The organism is Pseudomonas sp. OST1909 (genome assembly GCF_015277575.1).
GTDB classification, from domain to species: domain Bacteria; phylum Pseudomonadota; class Gammaproteobacteria; order Pseudomonadales; family Pseudomonadaceae; genus Aquipseudomonas; species Aquipseudomonas synxantha_A.
Genome location: NZ_CP063780.1, coordinates 831,941 through 852,089, shown reverse-complemented (window position 1 = coordinate 852,089; position 20,149 = coordinate 831,941). Strand labels below are relative to the sequence as shown.

Annotated in this window: 20 protein-coding genes; 9 read left to right on the top strand and 11 right to left on the bottom strand. The window is 59.8% G+C overall.

Annotated elements, in window-relative coordinates; translation table 11 throughout:
• Positions 1-33: 33 nt before the first annotated feature.
• Positions 34-822 carry a helix-turn-helix transcriptional regulator gene (locus IH404_RS03700; protein ID WP_005784308.1) on the bottom strand — a complete coding sequence of 263 codons (789 nt, stop codon included), beginning with the start codon at positions 820-822 and terminating at the stop codon, positions 34-36.
• A 97-nt stretch (positions 823-919) separates the two neighbouring features.
• On the opposite strand from IH404_RS03700, the gene IH404_RS03695 reads away from it, so the two are divergent.
• A complete protein-coding gene (locus IH404_RS03695; RefSeq protein ID WP_005784306.1) occupies positions 920-1,810 on the top strand; it encodes a DMT family transporter in 891 nt (296 codons plus the stop codon).
• A 97-nt stretch (positions 1,811-1,907) separates the two neighbouring features.
• Positions 1,908-2,438 (top strand): ferritin-like domain-containing protein, encoded by a 531-nt coding sequence (locus IH404_RS03690; protein ID WP_005784304.1) that lies wholly within the window; start codon positions 1,908-1,910, stop codon positions 2,436-2,438.
• Between the two features lie 71 nt (positions 2,439-2,509).
• Here IH404_RS03690 and IH404_RS03685 read toward each other — a convergent pair whose 3' ends face one another.
• Positions 2,510-4,576 (bottom strand): AsmA family protein, encoded by a 2,067-nt coding sequence (locus tag IH404_RS03685; protein WP_194439961.1) that lies wholly within the window; start codon positions 4,574-4,576, stop codon positions 2,510-2,512.
• 357 nt (positions 4,577-4,933) lie between these two features.
• Here IH404_RS03685 and IH404_RS03680 point away from each other — a divergent pair, with 357 nt between their 5' ends.
• Positions 4,934-5,254, top strand: coding sequence for a hypothetical protein (locus IH404_RS03680; RefSeq protein WP_005784302.1), 321 nt, complete (start codon positions 4,934-4,936; stop codon positions 5,252-5,254).
• A 151-nt stretch (positions 5,255-5,405) separates the two neighbouring features.
• Positions 5,406-6,038, top strand: a complete 633-nt coding sequence (locus tag IH404_RS03675; protein ID WP_005784300.1) for a TetR family transcriptional regulator — start codon at positions 5,406-5,408, stop codon at positions 6,036-6,038.
• Between the two features lie 4 nt (positions 6,039-6,042).
• On the opposite strand, the gene IH404_RS03670 is transcribed toward IH404_RS03675, so the two are convergent.
• Positions 6,043-6,540 carry a C40 family peptidase gene (locus IH404_RS03670; protein WP_005784298.1) on the bottom strand — a complete coding sequence of 166 codons (498 nt, stop codon included), beginning with the start codon at positions 6,538-6,540 and terminating at the stop codon, positions 6,043-6,045.
• 337 nt (positions 6,541-6,877) lie between these two features.
• Here IH404_RS03670 and ureE point away from each other — a divergent pair, with 337 nt between their 5' ends.
• The 5 genes from ureE (at position 6,878) to IH404_RS03645 (ending at position 10,566) form a co-directional block, all read left to right on the top strand.
• Positions 6,878-7,378 carry an urease accessory protein UreE gene (ureE, locus tag IH404_RS03665; protein ID WP_005784297.1) on the top strand — a complete coding sequence of 167 codons (501 nt, stop codon included), beginning with the start codon at positions 6,878-6,880 and terminating at the stop codon, positions 7,376-7,378.
• Entirely contained in the window at positions 7,375-8,049 is a 675-nt protein-coding gene (locus IH404_RS03660; RefSeq protein WP_005784296.1) for an urease accessory protein UreF, read from the top strand. The genes ureE and IH404_RS03660 overlap by 4 nt, the downstream gene beginning before the upstream one ends.
• 24 nt (positions 8,050-8,073) lie before the next feature.
• Positions 8,074-8,688: an urease accessory protein UreG gene (ureG, locus tag IH404_RS03655; RefSeq protein ID WP_005784294.1), complete on the top strand. Its 615-nt coding sequence runs from the start codon at positions 8,074-8,076 to the stop codon at positions 8,686-8,688.
• A 22-nt stretch (positions 8,689-8,710) separates the two neighbouring features.
• Positions 8,711-9,283, top strand: a complete 573-nt coding sequence (locus tag IH404_RS03650) for a HupE/UreJ family protein (RefSeq protein WP_005784293.1) — start codon at positions 8,711-8,713, stop codon at positions 9,281-9,283.
• A 173-nt stretch (positions 9,284-9,456) separates the two neighbouring features.
• Positions 9,457-10,566, top strand: a complete 1,110-nt coding sequence (locus tag IH404_RS03645; protein WP_194439960.1) for an AGE family epimerase/isomerase — start codon at positions 9,457-9,459, stop codon at positions 10,564-10,566.
• Between the two features lie 91 nt (positions 10,567-10,657).
• Here IH404_RS03645 and IH404_RS03640 read toward each other — a convergent pair whose 3' ends face one another.
• The 8 genes from IH404_RS03640 to IH404_RS03605 all read right to left on the bottom strand — a co-directional run bounded on the left by IH404_RS03640 (position 10,658) and on the right by IH404_RS03605 (position 20,062).
• Positions 10,658-11,563, bottom strand: coding sequence for a cation diffusion facilitator family transporter (locus tag IH404_RS03640; protein ID WP_005784289.1), 906 nt, complete (start codon positions 11,561-11,563; stop codon positions 10,658-10,660).
• A 156-nt stretch (positions 11,564-11,719) separates the two neighbouring features.
• A complete protein-coding gene (locus tag IH404_RS03635) occupies positions 11,720-12,487 on the bottom strand; it encodes an SDR family oxidoreductase (protein WP_005784288.1) in 768 nt (255 codons plus the stop codon).
• 780 nt (positions 12,488-13,267) lie between these two features.
• Positions 13,268-13,984: an ABC transporter ATP-binding protein gene (locus IH404_RS03630; RefSeq protein ID WP_005784287.1), complete on the bottom strand. Its 717-nt coding sequence runs from the start codon at positions 13,982-13,984 to the stop codon at positions 13,268-13,270.
• Entirely contained in the window at positions 13,981-14,856 is an 876-nt protein-coding gene (locus IH404_RS03625; protein WP_005784285.1) for an ATP-binding cassette domain-containing protein, read from the bottom strand. Before IH404_RS03625 ends, IH404_RS03630 begins: the two co-directional genes overlap by 4 nt.
• Positions 14,853-16,130, bottom strand: coding sequence for a high-affinity branched-chain amino acid ABC transporter permease LivM (gene livM / locus IH404_RS03620; RefSeq protein ID WP_005784284.1), 1,278 nt, complete (start codon positions 16,128-16,130; stop codon positions 14,853-14,855). The genes IH404_RS03625 and livM overlap by 4 nt, the downstream gene beginning before the upstream one ends.
• A gap of 2 nt (positions 16,131-16,132) precedes the next feature.
• Positions 16,133-17,047, bottom strand: coding sequence for a branched-chain amino acid ABC transporter permease (locus tag IH404_RS03615; RefSeq protein ID WP_003188099.1), 915 nt, complete (start codon positions 17,045-17,047; stop codon positions 16,133-16,135).
• A gap of 220 nt (positions 17,048-17,267) precedes the next feature.
• Positions 17,268-18,404, bottom strand: a complete 1,137-nt coding sequence (locus IH404_RS03610) for a branched-chain amino acid ABC transporter substrate-binding protein (protein ID WP_194439959.1) — start codon at positions 18,402-18,404, stop codon at positions 17,268-17,270.
• 374 nt (positions 18,405-18,778) lie between these two features.
• Entirely contained in the window at positions 18,779-20,062 is a 1,284-nt protein-coding gene (locus tag IH404_RS03605; protein WP_194439958.1) for an FAD-binding oxidoreductase, read from the bottom strand.
• Positions 20,063-20,149 lie beyond the last annotated feature (87 nt).

Sequence of the window (20,149 nt, the reverse complement as noted above, 5' to 3'; positions counted from 1 at the left end):
TACAGCGCAGTGTAGTCAAAAGCTGTTACAACTTCACCGGCCACGAATATTCGTCCGTCGGTAGTGCTCCGGGGTGCAGCCAGCATGGCGTTGGAACATGGCGATAAATGCCGAGGCGGTGCTGTAGCCCAAGTCAAATGCCACGTGCTGCACGCTGCGGTCACTGTCCAGGGCTTCGATGGCCGCCAGGTAGCGCAGGCGCTGGCGCCATTCACCAAAACTCATACCCAGCTCGCGCACAAACTGACGCGCCAGGGTGCGTTCGCTCACATGTACCTGCTCAGCCCATTGCCCGAGCGGACGATTGTCGGCGGGCTGCGCCTGCATACCTTCCAGCACCCCAAGCAGCCCGGGGTGGCGGGCGTAGGGCAGGAAGCCATCGTGGATCGGCGCCTGCTTGAGTTGGTCCACCAGCACTTGGGCCAGGCGGATATCCGCGTCCGATTGCGGGATATTCACGTCGCGCTGGGCGAAATCGCTGAGGATGGCCTTGAGAATATCGCTGATCGTCAGCGTGCACGGCGCTTGAGGCAGCTGCTCGCAGAGCGTCGGCGCCAAGCCCACCGAACGATAGACAATCGCCTGGGCGTTGTAGGAGCTGTGTTCGGTGTTGGGCGGGATCCACACCGCGTACTGCGGCGGCGACATAAAACGGCTGCCAGCCACCTCCATGCGCATCACGCCGTTGGCTGAATAGTCCAACGACCCCCAGCTGTGCCGATGCGGGGTGCACTCGGTATCGGGTGCGAAATCGGAATAGCGAAAGTACACAGGGCTCGGCAGGCGGGGGAAATCCGCCAGGCGTACGGTATGTCGGGGCATGTTGTCTGGATTCAGAGGTCGGTTGTCTGGATCGCAGTATAGGCTTCGATCCAGACAGGGGATAATCGCGCCTCGTCAATACACTGGGTTTCTTTCGATGCAATACGCGTATCCGCTGCTGGCCATTTTTATCTGGGCTGGCAACACCGTGGTCAACAAATTGGCCGTGGGCTCTATTTTCCCGGCTGAAATCGGCTTTTACCGCTGGCTGTTCGCAGCACTGCTGTTCACCCCGTTCATGCTCAAGCCGGTCGTTGCCAACTGGGCGCTTATCCGTCCCAACCTGGGCAAGATCTTCATCCTCGGCGTGCTGGGCATGGCGGTGTATCAAAGCCTGGCCTATTACGCCGCCACGCTGACCAGCGCCACCAACATGGGCATCATCCTCTCGCTGATGCCGCTGATGGCGTTGACCGCCGCGATTATCAGCCTGGGGCAACGCCTGACCTTCGGCGCGCTGACCGGCGCGGTACTGTCGTTCGCCGGTGTTGTGGTGGTGGTATCGTCCGGCAGCCTGGGGGCGCTGTTGCAACACGGGGTCAACCTGGGTGACGGCATGATGCTGGTGGCGACGCTGGCTTATGCGGTCTACAGCACCCTGCTGAAAAAATGGCAACTGCGCCTGCCGCCGTTGGTGCTGCTGTATTTGCAGGTGCTGGTCGCGGTGGTGGTGCTGCTGCCGCTGTACCTGTTTTCGGCCAAGGCCGGTTTGGGCTGGACGAATATTCCGCTGGTGCTGTACGCCTGCCTGCTGGCTTCAATGCTGGCGCCGTTGGCGTGGATGCACTCGGTGAAGACCCTGGGGCCAAGCCGTACCACGCTGTTTTTCAACCTGCTGCCGTTGATTACCGCACTGATCGCAGCGGTGGTGCTGAAGGAAGAGTTGGCGCTGTATCACCTGGTGGGTGGCTTGCTGACCCTGGGTGGAGTGATCCTGTCGGAGCGCTGGACCACACCGGTCAGACGTGTTCATGACACATCCTGTTAAATCCGATAAAACTTTTCGCCTGGCCCGGGACTCACAACCTATAGCGATCACGCCGGCAGAGCGTGGCGTACAACCGGATTAGCCCCAGGAGATTGAAATGACTGAAGCACACTTGACTGACATTGCGACCCTGCGCAGCCGCGCCCGCCAGAATGTCGAAAACGGTGCCGTGACCGAAGGCTACGACGCCGACCGTCAGGAAATCATCCGCCTGCTCAACGAGTCGCTGGCCACCGAGCTGGTTTGCGTGTTGCGCTACAAGCGTCACTACTTCATGGCCAACGGCCTGAAAGCCAGCGTCGCCGCCGATGAGTTCCTCGAACATGCCACCCAGGAAGCCGAACACGCCGACAAACTGGCCGAGCGCATCGTGCAACTGGGCGGCGAGCCGGAGTTCAACCCCGACCTGCTGTCGAAGAACTCCCACGCTCAATATGTGGCAGGCAACTCGCTCAAAGAGATGGTCTACGAAGACCTGGTAGCCGAGCGCATCGCGGTGGACAGCTACCGTGAAATCATCCAGTACATCGGTGATAAAGACCCGACTACCCGTCGCATCTTCGAAGACATCCTGGCCCAGGAAGAAGAGCACGCCGATGATATGGCGGATATTCTGCAAGACCTGTAATCAGCGACATAGCAATAACCATGTGGGAGGGGGCAAGCCCCCTCCCACATTTCGTTTGAGCTGTAGGTCAGTTACTTCACAGTCTTAGGCGCCTTGCCTTCCTTCATCTGCTGCAGCAACGGCGCGCATTCATTCGGCTCTCCACCGCTTGGAGCGACCAACGCGAGCAAGCCGGCGGCCGGCCCGGCGATGACGCCCAGGGCAACCATGCCTGCGCCACGTAGCGCCAGCGGAATGGCTTTTACGCCAGCATTGGGCTTGATGAACGGTCCATTGACGTACAGCGGCGAACGCAGCGAGAACAGACGAAAGCCCTTGGACTCCGGCGTAATGGTCAGGTCCAGTTGCTCGGTAGCCATATTGGCCGTGCCGTCGATGTAGATGATGGCGTTCTCGGTATCGAACACAAACAACCGCGTGGTCGCCAGGCCCGTCTTGATGCCGAAGTCCGCCGCTGCGCAGTTGATCTTCACTTCCTCGTCGCCGAACAGGCGCCCCACGACGTAGTTGCCCACGTTGAGCCCTGCGATTTCCATCAGGCTGCGGCTGATGGCGCCATCGTTGATCAGCATCTTCAGGTCGCCGTTGGAGGTTCCCAGCAGTGCCGCCACCGAGTTGCCGCGCCCGGAAATATCGGCATCGCCGTTGAGTTCGCCGAAGCTGGTTTTCATCGGCTCAAAGGTCGGGAACAGTTGTTTGAGCTTGAAGTTGCGTGCCGTCAGCTTGGCGCTGCCTTCCATCGGCGTAATGCGGCCATTCAAGCGAATCTGCGCATCGAGCTTGCCGCCGGCCACGCCGAAACGCAGGGGTTCGAGGCTCAGTTGGCCGTCGTTGAGCACCAGGTGCGTATACAGATCGGTGAAGGGCAAGTCGGCACTGTGCACGATGCGCTTGCCGGTGAATTCCACGTCGGCATCCATCTCGCGCCAGCGTTCGGTGCGGAACTCTTCAACTGGCAGCACTTTGGTCGCCGGTTGTTTGCTTTCACCGCCACGGGCTTTTTGCTCGGCGTTGGAATCTGCGCCAATCAGCGGCGCCAGGTCATCCATCAGCAATTGGTTGGACACCAGTGCGCCGCTGAGTTTGGGCCGTGGCTGGCTGGCGACATAGGCCAGGTCGCCATGGATGTCGCTGTTGCCGATCTTGCCGTTGAAGTTCTCGTAGCGGAATGAGGCGCCGCTGGCTTCATGCAGCTTGGCGATCAAATGGCCGTCGGTGGAATAGGCCGGCGAATCCGGCAACGTTACACCGGTCAACGGGTAGAGGTTGCCCAGGCTGCTGCCCGAGAGTTTGAGGCGCAGGTCAAGGGCACCGAGGTTAAGCGGGTCGGTCAAGGTGCCGGCCAGGGCGATACTGGTGTCGGCGACTTTCACCTGGGCTTGCAGCGGGAACGGCTTGGCCGCGTCCTGCAAGGCCAGCAGACCGCCGATCTTGCCGGTGCCGGCGAGCTTCTGGCCGTGATATTGGCCTTTGACCTTGAGGCCGAACGCGTAGTCCTGAGGCGCCGAGCCTTTTTCCAGCGCCTTCTTGGCATCGGCGTCCCCGACGATTTCACCAAACGGGATGGGTTTGCCCAAGGGGTCGATGATCACATCCAACTGAGTCTTGAGGGTTTGATCGTCGAGGGTCACATGGCCCTTGTCAAAGCCGATGGCGCCGATATCCACCACCCAGTTGGAGGGCTCGGCGTCGGGGTCCTTGGGATCGAACTTGAACGTCCAGTTGGCGCGGCCGTCGGCCAGGCGCTGCAACTGGGCACTGGGTTCGGTGAGGTCAATGCGCGGGATCACCACGCGCTGCACCAGCAAGGCCAGGGGTGAAATGCGCAGCTCGACCTTCTTGAGCGTGACCATCTGCGGTTGTTTCGACCAATCCGGGTTGCCCAGGGTCAGGTCTTCGGCGATCACATGGGGCCACGGCACCCAGGCACGCCAGCCACCCTCTTCGGGCTCGCGCTGCCACACCACCGCGAGGTTGCCGCTGATGGCGAACGGGCGATGCAGTTCTTCGGAGACCTTGGCGTTGAGCGGCGGCTTGATGCGGTTCCAATCGAAGAACACCAGCACAAGTACCGCAATGGCGATTAACAGAACGAAGCTGGCGCAGCTCCAAGCGACGATTTTACGAGTGCGCGTCATTGCACAGGGCTCCTGAATACGACTGGCTGGGCAACAGCCTTTGACACAGCTTATAGAACTACGACTGGCAAAGTGCCGGAGGGTTTAACCCAACGGCGGATTTAGCCGAAAAAAACGATTTTCCTGATCAAGCAGACAGATTTCATCATCGACAGCGCACCATTGTTACCCCGGTTCGTGTCGAAAATACCCACCCCGGTGCAAAACCGCGTGCTTGAGAGGCTCGATCTAGAGCCTTTGCAGGGAACAATCAATTCTGTTGATTATTACCATTGTGTTTATGAACTTTTATATCGACTTATCAAGAGTAGCATTAGCCCTGTACCCACTTTATCGCCCTCCCAAGGAGCAACCATCATGAAACGCCAATTACTCGCTACCGTCCTGTTATCTGTCCTGGCTTCCAGTGCTTTCGCCCTGCCAGCCGCTGAACAGGCCACTCCACAGAACAAAGCTCAAGCCATGCAGACTAGCCAAACCGTGGCGCGCAGCGGTTCGCAAGAAGACGAAAACCGTGACTACGCCAAAGGTGCTGTCGCTGAAAATGGCTACAATCGCCTGCAAGAGAAAGGTCTGGTAGAAGGCGGTGCTGAACAAGCCAACAAACGCGCCTACACCGAAGGCGTTGCTGAAGGTGGTGCCGACCGTCTGCAAGAACTGCATCAAGCACAGAGCTAAGCCCGTGGTGGCCCGGAAAAAAGCCCGATCAGCCGATCGGGCTTTTGCTTTTATATAGACCGCGTCACGCCTCGCCCCCGCCAAGTTCGACGCCGGCAAAGCGCTTTTGCTAGAGTGCGTCGCTGTACTCGCCGACAAAGCCCATCCGCTCATGCTGCCCCGCGCCGAACAGAAGCAACAGACACGCCTTGCCTTGATGGACGCAGCCCGCCATCTGATGGAGTGTGGCCGTGGGTTTGGCAGCCTGAGCCTGCGCGAAGTGGCCAAGACAGCGGGTATAGTGCCAACTGGTTTCTATCGCCATTTTGCCGACATGGACCAGCTTGGGCTGGTATTGGTCAGCGAAGTCGGCCAGACCTTCCGCGCCACGATCCGCCTGGTGCGCCACAACGAATTCGTGATGGGGGGCATTATCGATGCCTCTGTGCGGATCTTTCTCGACGTAGTTTCGGCCAACCGTTCGCAATTCCTGTTTTTGGCCCGCGAACAGTACGGCGGCTGCCTGGCCGTGCGCCAAGCCATCGGCGCCCTGCGCGAGGACATCACCCGCGACCTGGCCGCCGACCTGACGTTGATGCCCAAATTGCAGCATCTGGATGCAGAAGGTTTACATGTGATGGCCGACCTGATCGTCAAAAGCGTGTTTGCCACCCTGCCCGATATCATCGACCCACCGGCCCATGCCCTGCCGGCCCACCTCACGCCCCAGGCGAAAATCACCCAGCAACTGCGCTTTATCTTTATCGGCCTCAAGCACTGGCAAGGGCTGGGCAGTACCGAGTAATCCCTCAGCCAGCCTTGTGAAAACGCTTGGCCGTTGTGTAGTTCTTGCTCCAGTACTTATTGCTCAACGAATCGATACGCACATGCTTGCCGGTACGCGGTGAATGGATGAACTTGCCTTCGCCGATATACAGCCCGACGTGACTCACCTGCCCTCGCCCGTTGCCTTTGAAAAATACGGCATCGCCCGGTTTTAACGCTGTGCGCTTGATGGTTGCAGCGGTTGAACGGTGCATCGCCGCAGTGGTACGCGGCAGCTGAATGTTGGCTTCGGTCTTGAACAGATAAACCAGGAAACTGCTGCAATCAAACCCCTGCTCGGCAGACGTACCGCCCCACTTGTAGGGAGTGCCGAGCAGTTGATGGGCGCGGTCGATCACATCGTCGACCGAAGACGCCGCATGGCTTGAAGCGAAAGTCGGCGGCTGTTGAAGATTGGCCGAGGCTGACGAGATAACACACGACAGGCCGACAATGACTGAACAAATAAATGACTTGAACATGATGAACATCGCGGTGAATTAAACACGGCGCGAATCTTAAAGAACCATCACGTAAGCCCACGAAGGCCGATTCTTGGGTCTTTGTAGGATAAATCCTTAAAAACGCAATGGATAATTGGATGAAAGAAGTTTCATGCAGCACCAGGCTACTTTCAGGAAAAACGCCCTTTTCCAGTGCTATAACCGCTCATGCGCACCAAACTTGAACGTTCTGTGCAACCCGTGGATGCCCCATCCACGCGCAATGACCTGCACTGACAGGAAACTCCTACGCCAATAGCGGGTTGGCAAGCCCCTTGCTCTAGCACTGCTATCGCTCATAGCTGGAAGCCTACCGATGCTGGTGATCCACCGCCGAATCGCCCCCCAAGCCCTCTGGGCCGCTGAGTTGCTGCTGAACTTCGAAGCCCGCAGCAAAAGCCGCCTGCGCTGTTTCAGTGCCGACGGTGAAGACGTCGGCCTGTTTTTGGAGCGTGGGCAGCCGCCCTTGCACGATGGCGAGTTCCTACAAGCTGAAGACGGACGTGTCGTACGCGTTTGCGCCCGCCCTGAACAACTGCTGCACGTCACTTGCCGCAACGCCTTTGAACTGACCCGCGCTGCCTATCACCTGGGTAACCGCCATGTGGCCCTGCAAGTCGGCGACGGCTGGCTGCGCCTGCTCGACGACTACGTGCTCAAGGCAATGCTGGAACAGTTGGGCGCCGACACGCAAACCATCGAGGCGCCGTTCCAGCCGGAACATGGCGCCTACGGCGGCGGCCATCATCATTCGCGCCATGGCGACGAAGACTTCAACTACCCGCCCAAGCTGCACCAGTTCGGCGTACGTCTATGAACCCAGCCTGGGCGCTGTTGCGCCTGGCCAGTCCGCAATTGCCGATTGGCGGCTACAGCTATTCCCAGGGCCTGGAAATGGCTGTGGACAACGGCCGCGTACAGGATGCCGCGAGCGCAGGGCGCTGGATCAGCGATCAGTTGCTGCTCAACCTTGCGCGCTTCGAAGCGCCGCTGTTGCTCGCCCATTGCCGCGCTGGCGCTGAACAGGACTGGCCTGGGCTGGCGCAATTGTGCGAAGAACACCGCGCCAGCCGTGAGACCCGCGAGCTGTATCAGGAGAGCCGGCAAATGGGTTATTCCCTGCAGCAACTGCTCAATGGCTTACCGGAACTGGACAGCGCCGCCCGTGAGTTCCTTGCACAACGCGGCGAACCGCACCTGGCTCTTGGCTGGGCCCTGGCCGCCCGCGCCTGGCACATCAGCCCCGACGATGCCCTCGCCGCGTGGCTGTGGAGCTGGCTGGAGAACCAATTGGCCGTGCTGATGAAAACCCTGCCACTGGGCCAGCAAGCCGCGCAACGCCTGACCAGCGAACTGCTGCCCTTGCTACAGCAAGCACAGCAGGACGCCGAGCGCATTGACCCTGCGCGGTTGGGCAGCGCCGCCTTTGGCCTGTCCCTGGCGTGCATGGCCCACGAACGCCAGTACAGCCGCCTGTTTCGTTCCTGAACGTTTTTTATTGTGGAGAAGCACATGAACACACAACCCCTGCGCGTCGGAATCGGCGGCCCGGTGGGCTCCGGCAAGACCGCCCTGACCCTGGCCCTGTGCCTGGCGCTGCGTGATCGCTATAACCTGGCGGTGGTCACCAACGACATCTATACCCGCGAAGACGCCGACTTTCTGGTACGTAACAAGGCGCTGGCGCCGGAGCGCATCATCGGCGTGGAGACCGGCGGCTGCCCGCACACGGCGATTCGCGAAGATGCTTCGATCAACCTTGAGGCCGTGGACCAGCTCAACCGCCGCTTTCCCGGCCTGGACCTGATCCTGGTGGAGTCCGGCGGCGACAACCTGTCGGCCACCTTCAGCCCGGAACTCTCGGACCTGACCATTTACGTGATCGATGTGTCCGCTGGTGACAAGCTGCCACGCAAAGGCGGGCCCGGTATTTGCAAATCCGACTTGCTGGTGATCAACAAGATCGACCTGGCCCCGCTGGTGGGCGCCTCGCTGGAGTTGATGAACAGCGACACCCAGCGGATGCGTAACGGCAAACCCTTTGTGTTCAGCAACCAGAAAACCGGAGTCGGCCTGGACGACATCGTCGCCTTCATCGAACGCCAGGGCTTGCTGACCGCCGCCTGATCAACCCATAAGGAACCTGTCCATGAGCCTCAACAAACTCTTCGCCGCTGCCGCGCTGCTGCTGGCCCCTGCCCTGGCCTTCGCGCACCCTGGCCACGGCGACAATGGCCTGGTGGCCGGCATCAGCCACCCCTTGGGCGGCCTCGATCACTTGCTGGCCATGGTTGCGGTCGGCCTGTGGGCGGCCCAACAGAAAGGCGCCGCGCGCTGGGCACTGCCATGCACCTTCGTCGGCACCATGCTGATCGGCGGGGTGTTGGGTTTTGAAGGGCTGCAATTGCCGGCGCTGGAAAGCGGGATTGCCGCTTCGGTGCTCGCCCTGGGCCTGGCCGTGGCACTGGCGGTGCGGCCGCCACTGTTCATGGCGGTGGGCGCCACGGCATTGTTTGCGTTGTTTCACGGCGTGGCCCATGGCCTTGAACTGCCGGACATGACCAGCCCTTGGGCGTATGCCATTGGGTTTGTGGGTGCGACCGCGGCGTTGCATGCCGCCGGTTATGCAGTGGTGCGCTTTTTGCCAGCTGCCGCAGCGCCGCTGGTGCGAGTGGCCGGGGCGGCTTCGGCAGCGACTGGGGTGTGGTTGTTGGCGGGCTGATCGTCAGCGACTGCAAGGACCTCATCGCAGGCAAGCCAGCTCCCACATTTGAGAGGGTTCACACTTCAAAAATGTGGGAGCGGGCTTGCCCGCGATAGTGCCAGTACAAACACCACCGATCCCAAGCCTGCTACCATGCGCGGCAAACACCCCTGCCGTGACGACGCCAGCCAATGCCCATCGCTTCCTCCTCTTCCCTGACGCCTGTGCTCACGCACTTCCATGACCTGATCGTGCCCCTCTGGCAAGGCCCGGGCTGGAATGCCGACCTGGCATTACCCTTTGAGGCACTGGACGCCGATCACCAGCCGCTGCCCCCACAACGCTACCGCGCCATGGCTTGCGCCCGGCAGATGTACCTGTTCGCCAGCCTGATCGGCGAACCCGGCGCGGCTTTCGCCGAAGAACGGGCGGCGGCGCTGTTCCGCTCCCTGCAACGGCACTTCCATGATGCCGAGCACGGCGGCTGGTTCTACAGCATCGACCCGGCCGGCCAACCCCTGGACAAGCGCAAGGACCTCTACACCCACGCGTTCATCATCTTTGCCTGTGCCCATTACTGGGCCAAGGTGCGTGAACCCTTGGTGGAGTCAGTGCTCAACGCCGCACTGGAAGTTGTCGCTCAACGCTTTGCCACGGGCGATGGCTTGTATGAGGCGGTACTTGAGCGCAACTGGGCCTCGCTGAAATCCGGCCCGTTGCAAAACCCGCTGATGCACTTGGCCGAGGGCTTCCTCGCCACCCTTGCGGTACGCGAGGACGCGCAGGTACAAGCGGCACTGCTGGCACTGGCGACGGCCATGCAGCAACGCTTCATCGACCGCGAGCACGGCGTGATGCTGGAGAAACCGCTGGGCGCTGTGGATAACTGGTTTGAGCCAGGGCACCAGTTCGAATGGTTCTTTTTGCTGGAATCGTCCAACGTACTGCGCGGCACGCCGCTGCATGCATCGCTGACACGGGCGTTTGCCTATGCCGAGCAAAAGGGTGTGGATAAGTTAAGCGGTGCGGTCAGTGGCATGTTGGCACTGGATGGCACGGTGCGCGACGGCACTCAGCGCATCTGGGCCCAGGCGGAATACCTGCGAGCACTGACCTTGCGTCCCGGCAGCGAGACGGTGCTGCAACGTCAATTGCTGGCGCTGCAACAGCGTTTCCTGCATGCAAAGGGCTGGAATGAATGCCTGGATGCCGACGGTAAGGTGAGCCGGCGGGATATGCCTTCTACCACCCCTTATCATTTGGCGACTTGCTATCAGGGTCTGGTCCAGCATCTGGGCTGACCTGCAAGGCCCCATCGCAGGCAAGCCAGCTCCCACACTTTAATGTGGGAGCTGGCTTGCCTGCGATAGCCTCACCTCGGTCTAACAGACGTTATGCAATCCACTTGCGATCCCCGGTAAAACTGATCGTCAACCAACGCGCCGCATCCGGCGTGCCCAGCCCTGTGGATATCTCTTCGCGCAACCTGTCGAGGGTCGCGACCTTATCCACTGGGTAATCGGCCGGCAGCACGACATGAATCTCGATAAACCGCGCCCGCCCGTGTTTCTGCACATAGGACACGTAGTCATCGAAACCATGCCTGGCCTGCGCCGCATCCATCACTTCGCGCACTTTGTCGTCCAGGTGATCCGGCGCGATCCCCAGCACTTCGCGCAACGCCGGACGCAGGATCTTGAACGCAGGCGCCAGCATACTCAGGGCCAGCAGGATCAAAATCAGCGGGTCGACATACACCGCCCATTCGCCATAACCCTGGGACTTGAGCAACAGTGCGGCCAGAAAGCTGATCAGCAAGCCCACTGAAAGCATCGCATCTACCAGCCAACTGATGTTGTCGAACTGGATCAGCGACGATTTAAGCGTGCGGTTGCGGTAGCGCACGTAAAAGAAGTAGGCGAACTCCACGACGGTAAACACCGCCGCATAAATGATCACCAACCCCAACTCGATCTCGCGCCCGCCATTAATGATGCCGAACACGCCATTGAGGAACGCATAGATGGCGATCAGCAGCAGGAAACTGCCTTCGATCAGCAGCACCATCGGTTCCAGGTGCCAATAGCCGAACTGAAAGCGCTCGTTGCTTTTCTTGGCGATCAGCTTGGCCGTGATCAGCATCAGCACCTTGATGGCGGTGGCGATCAGCGAGAAAAAGCCGTCGAATAAAATGGATTGGGCGCCGGATATGACACCCGTGACAATCCCGGCGATCGCCACGGCGAACATCAGGATGGTCGATTGTTTGAGCAGTGCCTGCTCACCTCGGTTACTCACATTTCCTCCTGTCAAAACCTTTACACCGCACAGTGCGGAGGGTTTTCAGGAGCGGAGTGTACCTTATGCCGCATTTTGGCCGATTTGCCGCACTTAAAAGCTATCGGAAAACATTGTGGCGAGGGAGCTTGCTCCCTCGCCACAGAAGCGATCGCCTTAGCCCTTGGCCCCCCGCTCAATCGCAAACCCAGCCCAAGTCTGGCTCACCGGCATCAGCTCCAACCGGTTGATATTCACGTGCGCCGGCGTATTCATCACCCAGAAAATCGTATCGGCAATATCCTGCGGCTGAATCGGCTCGGCACCTGCGTAGGTGGCGTCATAACGCGCCTGGTCACCGCCAAAGCGCACCAGCGAGAACTCGCTCTCGCAAAGGCCTGGCTCGATGTTGGTCACACGCACGCCAGTGCCTTGCAGGTCGCAACGCAGGTTCAACGAGAACTGCTTCACGAACGCCTTGGAACCGCCATACACATGGCTGCCGGGGTACGGGTAGTTACCGGCGATGGAACCCAGGTTGATGATCCCCGCACCCCGGCCATGAGCAATCAGGCGCGGCAGCAGCAGGTTGGTAGTGGTCAGCAGGCCCTTGATATTGGTGTCGACCATGGTTTCCCAGTCGTCGAGGTCGCACTTGGGGGCCGGATCAGTGCCCACGGCCAGGCCAGCGTTGTTGATCAGGCCACGCAGTTTGGCGAACGACGGCGGCAAGTTGGCGATGGCCTCCTCCATGCCTTTGCGATCGCGCACATCCACCACCAGGCCATGCACTTCGGTCTGCTTGGAAAGCTCTTCAACCAGCGCATTCAAGCGCTCGGCACGACGACCGGTGAGCACCAGTTTCCAGCCGGCTTCGGCAAAACGACGGGCACAGGCTTCGCCGAAACCTGAAGTAGCGCCAGTAATGAATAGCGTGTCGGACATGGTGTTCTCCTTGAGTGCATCGGGGAAAAAAGTTGCCAGCAGAATGCCCTTCCGCCGCCGTTGCGGCAACCGCTACGCACGTAACTTCACACGCAACTGTGCGTTTTTTAACCACCCCAAGCAAAGCCTTGTAGACCGTGGCCTGCAGCCATATGCGCGCAGGTTATCCACAACTGCGCCCACAGTCTTTGGGGGCAAGTGCAAATCGCTCGAAGCCGCTGTGTACAAGGCTTGCAGGCGGTTTTAGAAAGTTTTTTGCTTGACCTTGGCTGGGGCGTATGTAGCCCCTGAAAAATTCGGAAAGACGCAACGATGGCTTCAGGCCAGTCATTCCGGCCCCTGCGGGCGTCTTTCCAGAGTTTAGTCACAGACTTATCCACAGGCTGGATGGACATATTCCGGTCATATACCTGTGTCTTTAAACAGGTTGACAAAGCCGGTAGAGGGTTGAGAAAAAGCCGCCGATCAAAAAACAACCACAACGCTACAGGCCCCGTATTCAAAGGCTTTCAGCCAAGTACACCCACGTTACCCACAGCCGGTTCCACAGTGGATGGGGACAAGTCAAAACTGTGACAAAACAGGGATTTGCGGCGGCTATATGTCGCGCTTTGGAGGTGGGCTGGATTTGTTTTCCACAATTTGGAGAAAGACCTGATGGACCACGCAATCAGATGTGGGAGGGGGCTTGCTCCCGATAGCGATTTGTCAGTCAGCACTTCTTAAACTGACACACCGCTATCGGGAGCAAGCCCCCTCCCACAGGGTACTGAGTACTCGTTAGTGACCGCCGAGATAGGCGTTGCGCACTTCCTCGTTCACCAGCAGCTCTTTACCGGTGCCCGTCAGGCGAATCTCGCCATTGACCATCACATACGCCCGATCCGACAAGCGCAGCGCATGGTTGGCGTTCTGCTCCACCAGGAAGATGGTCATCCCGGTAGACGCCAGCTCGCGCAGGGTAGAAAAGATCTGCTTCACCACAATCGGCGCCAGTCCCAGGCTTGGCTCGTCGAGCAGCAACAGTTTGGGCCGGCTCATCAGCGCACGAGCGATGGCGAGCATTTGCTGCTCGCCGCCGGACATGGTCATGGCCCGCTGGTTACGCCGCTCTTTAAGCCTGGGGAACAGCTCGAACATGCGTTGCATATCCTCGCTGGCAAACTTGTCGCCAATGGGGATGGTGCCCATCAGCAGGTTTTCCTCGACGGTCATGTCGGGGAACACCCGCCGCCCTTCCGGCGACTGCGCAATGCCGTTGGAGGCGATGTAGTGGGACGACTTGTGGGTAATGTCGACGCCGTTGTACAGAATCTGCCCCGACTCGGCCCGAGGCTGGCCGAAGATCGACATCAACAGCGTGGACTTTCCCGCGCCGTTGGAGCCGATCAGGCTGACGGTTTCGCCTTCGTTGATGTGCAGCGAGACCTTCTTCAGGGCCTGGATCGGGCCGTAGAACACGTCCAGGTCCTTCATTTCGAGGATAGGTGCGCTCATACCAACTCCTCTTCGTCCGCGCCCAGGTAGGCGGCAATCACTTTCGGGTCGTTGCGGATCGCGTCGGGGCCGCCTTCGGCGATCACGTTGCCGTGGTCCAGCACCACAATGTGGTCGGAAATACTCATCACCATGCCCATGTCGTGTTCGATCAGCACCACCGTGAGGTCGTGTTCGTCGCGCAGCAGGCGAATCATCGCGCTGAGGGCTTCGGTTTCCTGAGGGTTGAGGCCCGCTGCCGGTTCGTCCAGGCAGATGATCTGCGGCCGCGTGCACATAGCGCGGGCGATTTCCAGGCGGCGCTGCTGGCCGTAGGAGAGCTCGCCAGCCAGGCGGTTGGCGCAGTCCACCAGGTCCACAACCTCCAGCCAGTAGAACGCACAGTCCAGGGCATCACTTTCAGCCTTGCGGTAGCCCTTGGTATTGAGGATGCCCGCGAGCATGTTGCGGTTGACCCACATGTGCTGGGCCACCAGCAGGTTTTCCAGCACCGACATTTCCTTGAACAGGCGAATGTTCTGGAAGGTCCGTGCCAGGCCGGCGCGGTTTACCAGGTGGGTGCCACCGAACATCTTGTAGTACACGCGGCTGAGGAAGCTTTTGGGCGACACGAAGTCGGTGGCCTCAAAGCGCTCACCCAACAACTGGATGACGTTGGTTTGCTTGCCGCGCACGTTGAGTTCGATCTTGCCGCCGCTGGCTTTGTAAAAGCCGGTGAGGCAGTTGAACACCGTAGTCTTGCCGGCGCCGTTGGGACCGATCAGGGCGAAGATCGAGTTGCGTTCGACCTTGAGGCTGACATCGCTCAGGGCCTTGATGCCACCGAAGTGCATCATCAGGTGTTCGACAGATAGCACGACTTCCTTGCTCATGGCGCTACCCCCTTGCGTGGCGTCACACCGGTACGGCTGATCCGAATCAAGCCACGCGGTCGCCAGATCATCATCACCACCATCAGCACGCCAAACAGCAGCACGCGGTACTCGGAGAAACTGCGCAGCAGTTCAGGCGCCACGGTCAGCACGAACGCCGCAATCACCACGCCGACCGTCGAGCCCATGCCGCCCAACACCACGATGGCGAGGATCAACGCCGACTCGAAGAAGGTAAACGACGATGGGTTGACGAAGCCCTGGTAGCTGGCAAAGAACACCCCGGCCAAACCTGCGGTTGAAGCGCCGATGGTGAACGCCGAGAGCTTTACCAGCACGTGGTTCAGGCCCATGGAACGGCAGGCGATTTCATCTTCACGCAAGGCTTCCCAAGCGCGACCGACTGGCATACGCGTGAGGCGATGCTTGATGTACAGCACGGCCAGCACCACCAGAAACAGCACGATGTAGATGAACATGAACTTGATGTTGGGGTTGTAATCGATGCCGAAGAACTCGTGGAACGGGATGCCGCCATCTTTGGCACGCTTGCCGAACTCAAGGCCCAGGAACGTCGGCGAAGGCACCGGCATACCGTTGGGGCCGCCGGTGAATGACAGCCAGTTGTTGAGTACCAGGCGAATGATTTCACCAAAGCCCAGGGTCACGATGGCCAGGTAGTCACCGTGCATTCGCAGCACCGGGAAGCCGAGTATGCACCCCGCCAGTGCCGCCGCGATTGCCGCCAGCGGCAGCACCGTCCAGAACCCCAGGCCGAGGTATTGGTAACCCAGCGCCAAGCCGTAGGCACCGATGGCATAGAACGCCACGTAACCCAGGTCGAGCAGACCGGCCAGGCCCACCACGATGTTCAGGCCCAGGCCAAGCAACACGTAGATCAGCCCGAGAATCACCACGGTCAGCAGGTATTTGTTGGCGAAGATCGGAAACACGATGGCGATCACGATCAGCGCCGGGATGATCCAGCGCAGCCGCGACTTGTAGTCCGGTGGCAGCACGTGCACACCCGAGCCGCTGCTTTCGAAGCCCTGCAGGATCTTCACACCCTTGGGGGTTTGCAGGAACAGGCTCAAGGCGAAACGCCCAGCCATGACGATGGCGACCAACGTGGCAACGCGCAGCGGCTCCAGGTTGAAGCTGTAGCCGTCGAGCACTACGCCGACAATGGGCCCGAACACGATCAGCGAAATCAGCCCGGCGAGGACCGTATCGACCACACTTTTCTTGATATCGATAGATTTGGCAGCAGACATGTTTACACCTTCGCCACGAGTGGGCGACCAAGCAGGCCCTGGGGACGGAAAATCAGAATCACCACCAGCAAGGAGAAACTGAACACGTCTTTGTAGTCAGAGTTGATCAACCCCGAGAACAGCGACTCGGAGATACCAAGGATGATCCCGCCCAGCATCGCCCCAGGCAGGGAGCCGATGCCGCCGAGTACCGCCGCGGTAAACGCCTTGATGCCGATGATGAAACCGGCATAGAAGTCGAAGGTGCCGTAGTTGAGGGTGATAAGCACGCCGGCCAGGGCAGCCATGGCCGCGCCGATGACGAACACGTAGGAGATCACCCGGTCGGTGTTGATGCCCAGGATCGAGGCCATCTTGCGGTCTTGCTGGGTGGCGCGGCACATGCGACCCAGCTTGGTGTACTTGATGATGTAGGTGAGCAACGCCATGCCGGCGAATGCCGCCACGAGGATGAACACTTTGGTGTAGGTCAGTTGCACGAAGCCAGTGCCGATATCGACGCGCCAGGCCCCGGCCAGCAGGGTCGGGATGCCTTGTTGCTTGGCGCCCTGGGCGATCTGTGCGTAGTTCTGCAGGATCAGCGAGATGCCGATGGCGCTGATCAGCGGTGCCAGTCGGGTGGAGTTGCGCAGCGGTTTATAGGCAACCCGTTCAATGACCCAACCGTACACGCCGGTGACGACCACGGTGAAGATCAAGGTGCCGAGAATGAGCAGCGGGAAGGATTCGATGCCGAAGTAAGCCAGCAGTGCCAGACTGATCGCCGCGAGGTAAGCGGAAATCATATAAACCTCGCCGTGGGCGAAGTTGATCATGCCAATGATGCCATAGACCATTGTGTAGCCGATGGCGATCAGGCCATAGACCGACCCGAGGGTCAGGCCGTTGACCAGTTGCTGCAGGAAAATACCATCCATAACGCAATCTCACGCGGTGAGCACCTGCACACCGGTGGGTGTGCGGCGCTTCTGGAGGAAAAAACAGGTTTGTTGCAATAGAGCAGGCAACCAGGCCCTCTGTGGGAGCTGGCTTGCCTGCGATAGCGGTTTCACATTCAACACAGGTGTTGGTATTGAGGCCGTCATCGCGGGCAAGCCCGGCTCCCACAGAGATCGAGGTGTTCAAGCCGTCGCGTTATTACTTCTGCTTTTCCAACTGATGGTATTTGCCGTCTTTGTCCCACTGGTAAACCACGTAGTCAGAGATTTTCAGGTCGCCCTTGGCATCCCAGGCTTTTTCGCCCATGACGGTTTTAACCGGGTTAGCCTTCAACCACTTGGCCGCGTCTTCGCCCTTGTTGGACTTGGCACCGTTGAAGCCGGCGGCCAGGGCCTGGATCGAGGCGTAGGCATACAGGGTGTAGCCTTCAGGCTCGGTGCCGTTTTTGCGGAACTCTTCCACCACGGTCTTGCTGTCCGGCAACAGGCGCGGATCGGCGCCGAAAGTCATGTAGACGCCATCGACGTACTGCGCACCACCGGCGGTCGCCACCAGTTCGTCGGTCACTACGCCGTCATCGGACATGAACTTGACGTCTTTGAGGCCCGCTTCACGGATCTGGCGCACCAATGGGCCGGCTTCTGGATGCAAGCCGCCGAAGTACACGACGTCGGCGCCCAGGGAGCGGATCTTGGTGACCAGGGCGCTGAAGTCTTTCTCGCCACGGGTCAGGCCCTCTTCCAGCACCGGCTTGACGCCACGCTTGGTCAACTGCGCAGCGGTGGCGTCGGCCAGGCCTTTGCCGTAGGTGTCCTTGTCGTTGATCACCGCGACTTTCTTGCCCTTGAGCACATCGACGATGTAGTCGCCGGCGACGATGCCTTGCTGGTCGTCACGCCCGCACATACGGAACATGGCGCCCAGGCCGCGCTCGGTGACCTGTGGATTGGTGGAGCCTGGGGTGATGGCGATAATGCCGGCTTCGTCGTAGACCTCAGACGCCGGGATGGTGTTGGACGAGCAGAAGTGCCCGACCACACCGATCACCTTGTCCTGGTCCGCCAGGCGGTTAGCCACGGCCACGGCTTGCTTGGGTTCGCAGGCGTCATCGCCAGCCACCAGCTTGATCTGCTCGCCGTTGATGCCGCCGGCCTTGTTGATAACGTCGGCTGCCGCCTGGGCACCCTTCATGTACTGCTCACCGAAAGCGGCGTTGGCACCCGTCATCGGGCCCGCCACACCAATTTTCACATCAGCTTGAACAAACGTAGAAACACCCAGCGCCGCTGCAACGGCGAGGGCCAGAAAACCTTTCTTGTAAAACGTCTGGGACATGAGTGGTGCTCCGATATTTTTGATTTTTGGCACGACAACTTGCATTCAAACTTTTCACTGAAAGCTCAGAGCAAGCCGCGTGCCATTACTTTTTTATTCTTCAAAAAGACACGGTGTCATTGTTATTACAGGCGTTTCGACGCCTTTTGCCAGGACGTGCAACCGTCTAGCCCCGATAGGTGCAACCAACCAACCAAAAAAGTACAACCCCGCCAGGTCGCAGCTGCAACCAGAGGGATAAACGACAGTTCCTACACCTGTAACAACGTGCGTAACGGAACTGCACATTTACAGTGCGTGATTGCTACGCCTTGCACCAATACAGATGGGTAGCCTGCTAAGAAAACGCAGGCTTTTGAGCAGTATTTCGCTGATCAGATCACGATCCTCAGACATTGCCCTGCGTGATACAGCGAGAATCCTGCTTCATACAGGCAACTGCGCAGACCTGCACCCGCCAGTGGCTGCATCGGTGCAAAGGGGATCGGCAAGGCCTGGGGATTCTGGTGACACAGATAGTCGGCAAACGCCTCGCCGACCACACTGCCGGTGGTCACACCACGCCCGTTATAGCCGGTGACTGCGACCAGGCCAGGGGCGGGTTCGAACAGGCGCATCAGATGGTCTGGGGTAAACGCGATGCAGCCGGTCCAGGTGTATTCCCACTGCACCGATTTGAGATACGGGAAGTAGTGCTGCTGCACCCGATCGGCCCACGCCTTGAGGAACCAGGCAGGTTTCTGGTTGCCATTGCCCAGGCTGCCAAGCAACAGACGGCCATCGGCATCGCGACGGATGCTGCTCAGTACCTGGCGCGTATCCCACGAGCCCTGGCCACCGGGGAGGATTTGCCGGGCGGCATCATCGGTCAGCGGCGCTGACGCCACCTGATAGTAATAGCCGGGGAAAAAATTGCGCCGCAACTCGGTCCATTCGCCTTCGGTGTAGGCGTTAGAGGCGATCACCACCTGAGCGGCCTGCACCGCGCCCTCGGCGGTCTGCACCGACCAATCGGCACCTTGGCGCTCAAGCTGGGTGACCGGGGAATGGTCAAACAACTGCCCGCCCAGCGCTGCGGCGGCATTCGCCAAGCCCGTGGTGTAGGCCATGGGGTTCAGGGTGCCGGCCCGTCGATCGAGCAAGGCGGCGGAGATTTTTTGGGTACCGGTGGCTTGCTCACACGCCTGCCCGGTGAGCAATTCGACCGGCGCGCCACGGCGCTTCCATTGCTCTTCACGACTGCGCAAATCCGCCTCGCCACGGGCGTTGTGGGCCATGTGCAAGGTGCCCTCGCGGCGCAATTGGCAATCGATCTTGTATTTGTCGATCAGGCTGAATACCAGGGCCGGCGCTGCGCCCAACATGCGGTTGAGCTGGCTGCCAACCGCCGTGCCAAATCCGGCTTCGATCTCGTCTGGCGGGATCCACATGCCGGCATTGACCAACCCGACGTTACGCCCCGAACCGCCATGGCCGGTGCGATGGGCCTCCAGCACAGCAACGCTTTTACCCTGCTCCAGCAAATGAATGGCCGCCGACAAACCGGTGATACCGGCGCCGATCACGCAGACATCCACCTTGAGCGCGCCCTTGAGCGCGGCACGATCCGGCCGGCCGGGGGTGAGGTGTTCCCATAAACATGTTTCGCGTAGTGCCATTGCCAGACTCCGATGAGACCTAACAAACAACTTTTCAGAATTGAAAATCTGATCAAATGTGGGAGGGGGCTTGCTCCCGATAGCGGT

Excerpts from the sequence above, each read along its gene's own strand:
- IH404_RS03700 (WP_005784308.1), bottom strand. The coding sequence starts at position 822 with ATGCCCCGACATACCGTACGCCTGGCGGATTTCCCCCGCCTGCCGAGC.
- IH404_RS03695 (WP_005784306.1), top strand. The coding sequence starts at position 920 with ATGCAATACGCGTATCCGCTGCTGGCCATTTTTATCTGGGCTGGCAAC.
- IH404_RS03690 (WP_005784304.1), top strand. The coding sequence starts at position 1,908 with ATGACTGAAGCACACTTGACTGACATTGCGACCCTGCGCAGCCGCGCC.
- IH404_RS03685 (WP_194439961.1), bottom strand. The coding sequence starts at position 4,576 with ATGACGCGCACTCGTAAAATCGTCGCTTGGAGCTGCGCCAGCTTCGTT.
- IH404_RS03680 (WP_005784302.1), top strand. The coding sequence starts at position 4,934 with ATGAAACGCCAATTACTCGCTACCGTCCTGTTATCTGTCCTGGCTTCC.
- IH404_RS03675 (WP_005784300.1), top strand. The coding sequence starts at position 5,406 with ATGCTGCCCCGCGCCGAACAGAAGCAACAGACACGCCTTGCCTTGATG.
- IH404_RS03670 (WP_005784298.1), bottom strand. The coding sequence starts at position 6,540 with ATGTTCAAGTCATTTATTTGTTCAGTCATTGTCGGCCTGTCGTGTGTT.
- ureE (WP_005784297.1), top strand. The coding sequence starts at position 6,878 with ATGCTGGTGATCCACCGCCGAATCGCCCCCCAAGCCCTCTGGGCCGCT.
- IH404_RS03660 (WP_005784296.1), top strand. The coding sequence starts at position 7,375 with ATGAACCCAGCCTGGGCGCTGTTGCGCCTGGCCAGTCCGCAATTGCCG.
- ureG (WP_005784294.1), top strand. The coding sequence starts at position 8,074 with ATGAACACACAACCCCTGCGCGTCGGAATCGGCGGCCCGGTGGGCTCC.
- IH404_RS03650 (WP_005784293.1), top strand. The coding sequence starts at position 8,711 with ATGAGCCTCAACAAACTCTTCGCCGCTGCCGCGCTGCTGCTGGCCCCT.
- IH404_RS03645 (WP_194439960.1), top strand. The coding sequence starts at position 9,457 with ATGCCCATCGCTTCCTCCTCTTCCCTGACGCCTGTGCTCACGCACTTC.
- IH404_RS03635 (WP_005784288.1), bottom strand. The coding sequence starts at position 12,487 with ATGTCCGACACGCTATTCATTACTGGCGCTACTTCAGGTTTCGGCGAA.
- IH404_RS03630 (WP_005784287.1), bottom strand. The coding sequence starts at position 13,984 with ATGAGCGCACCTATCCTCGAAATGAAGGACCTGGACGTGTTCTACGGC.
- IH404_RS03625 (WP_005784285.1), bottom strand. The coding sequence starts at position 14,856 with ATGAGCAAGGAAGTCGTGCTATCTGTCGAACACCTGATGATGCACTTC.
- livM (WP_005784284.1), bottom strand. The coding sequence starts at position 16,130 with ATGTCTGCTGCCAAATCTATCGATATCAAGAAAAGTGTGGTCGATACG.
- IH404_RS03615 (WP_003188099.1), bottom strand. The coding sequence starts at position 17,047 with ATGGATGGTATTTTCCTGCAGCAACTGGTCAACGGCCTGACCCTCGGG.
- IH404_RS03610 (WP_194439959.1), bottom strand. The coding sequence starts at position 18,404 with ATGTCCCAGACGTTTTACAAGAAAGGTTTTCTGGCCCTCGCCGTTGCA.
- IH404_RS03605 (WP_194439958.1), bottom strand. The coding sequence starts at position 20,062 with ATGGCACTACGCGAAACATGTTTATGGGAACACCTCACCCCCGGCCGG.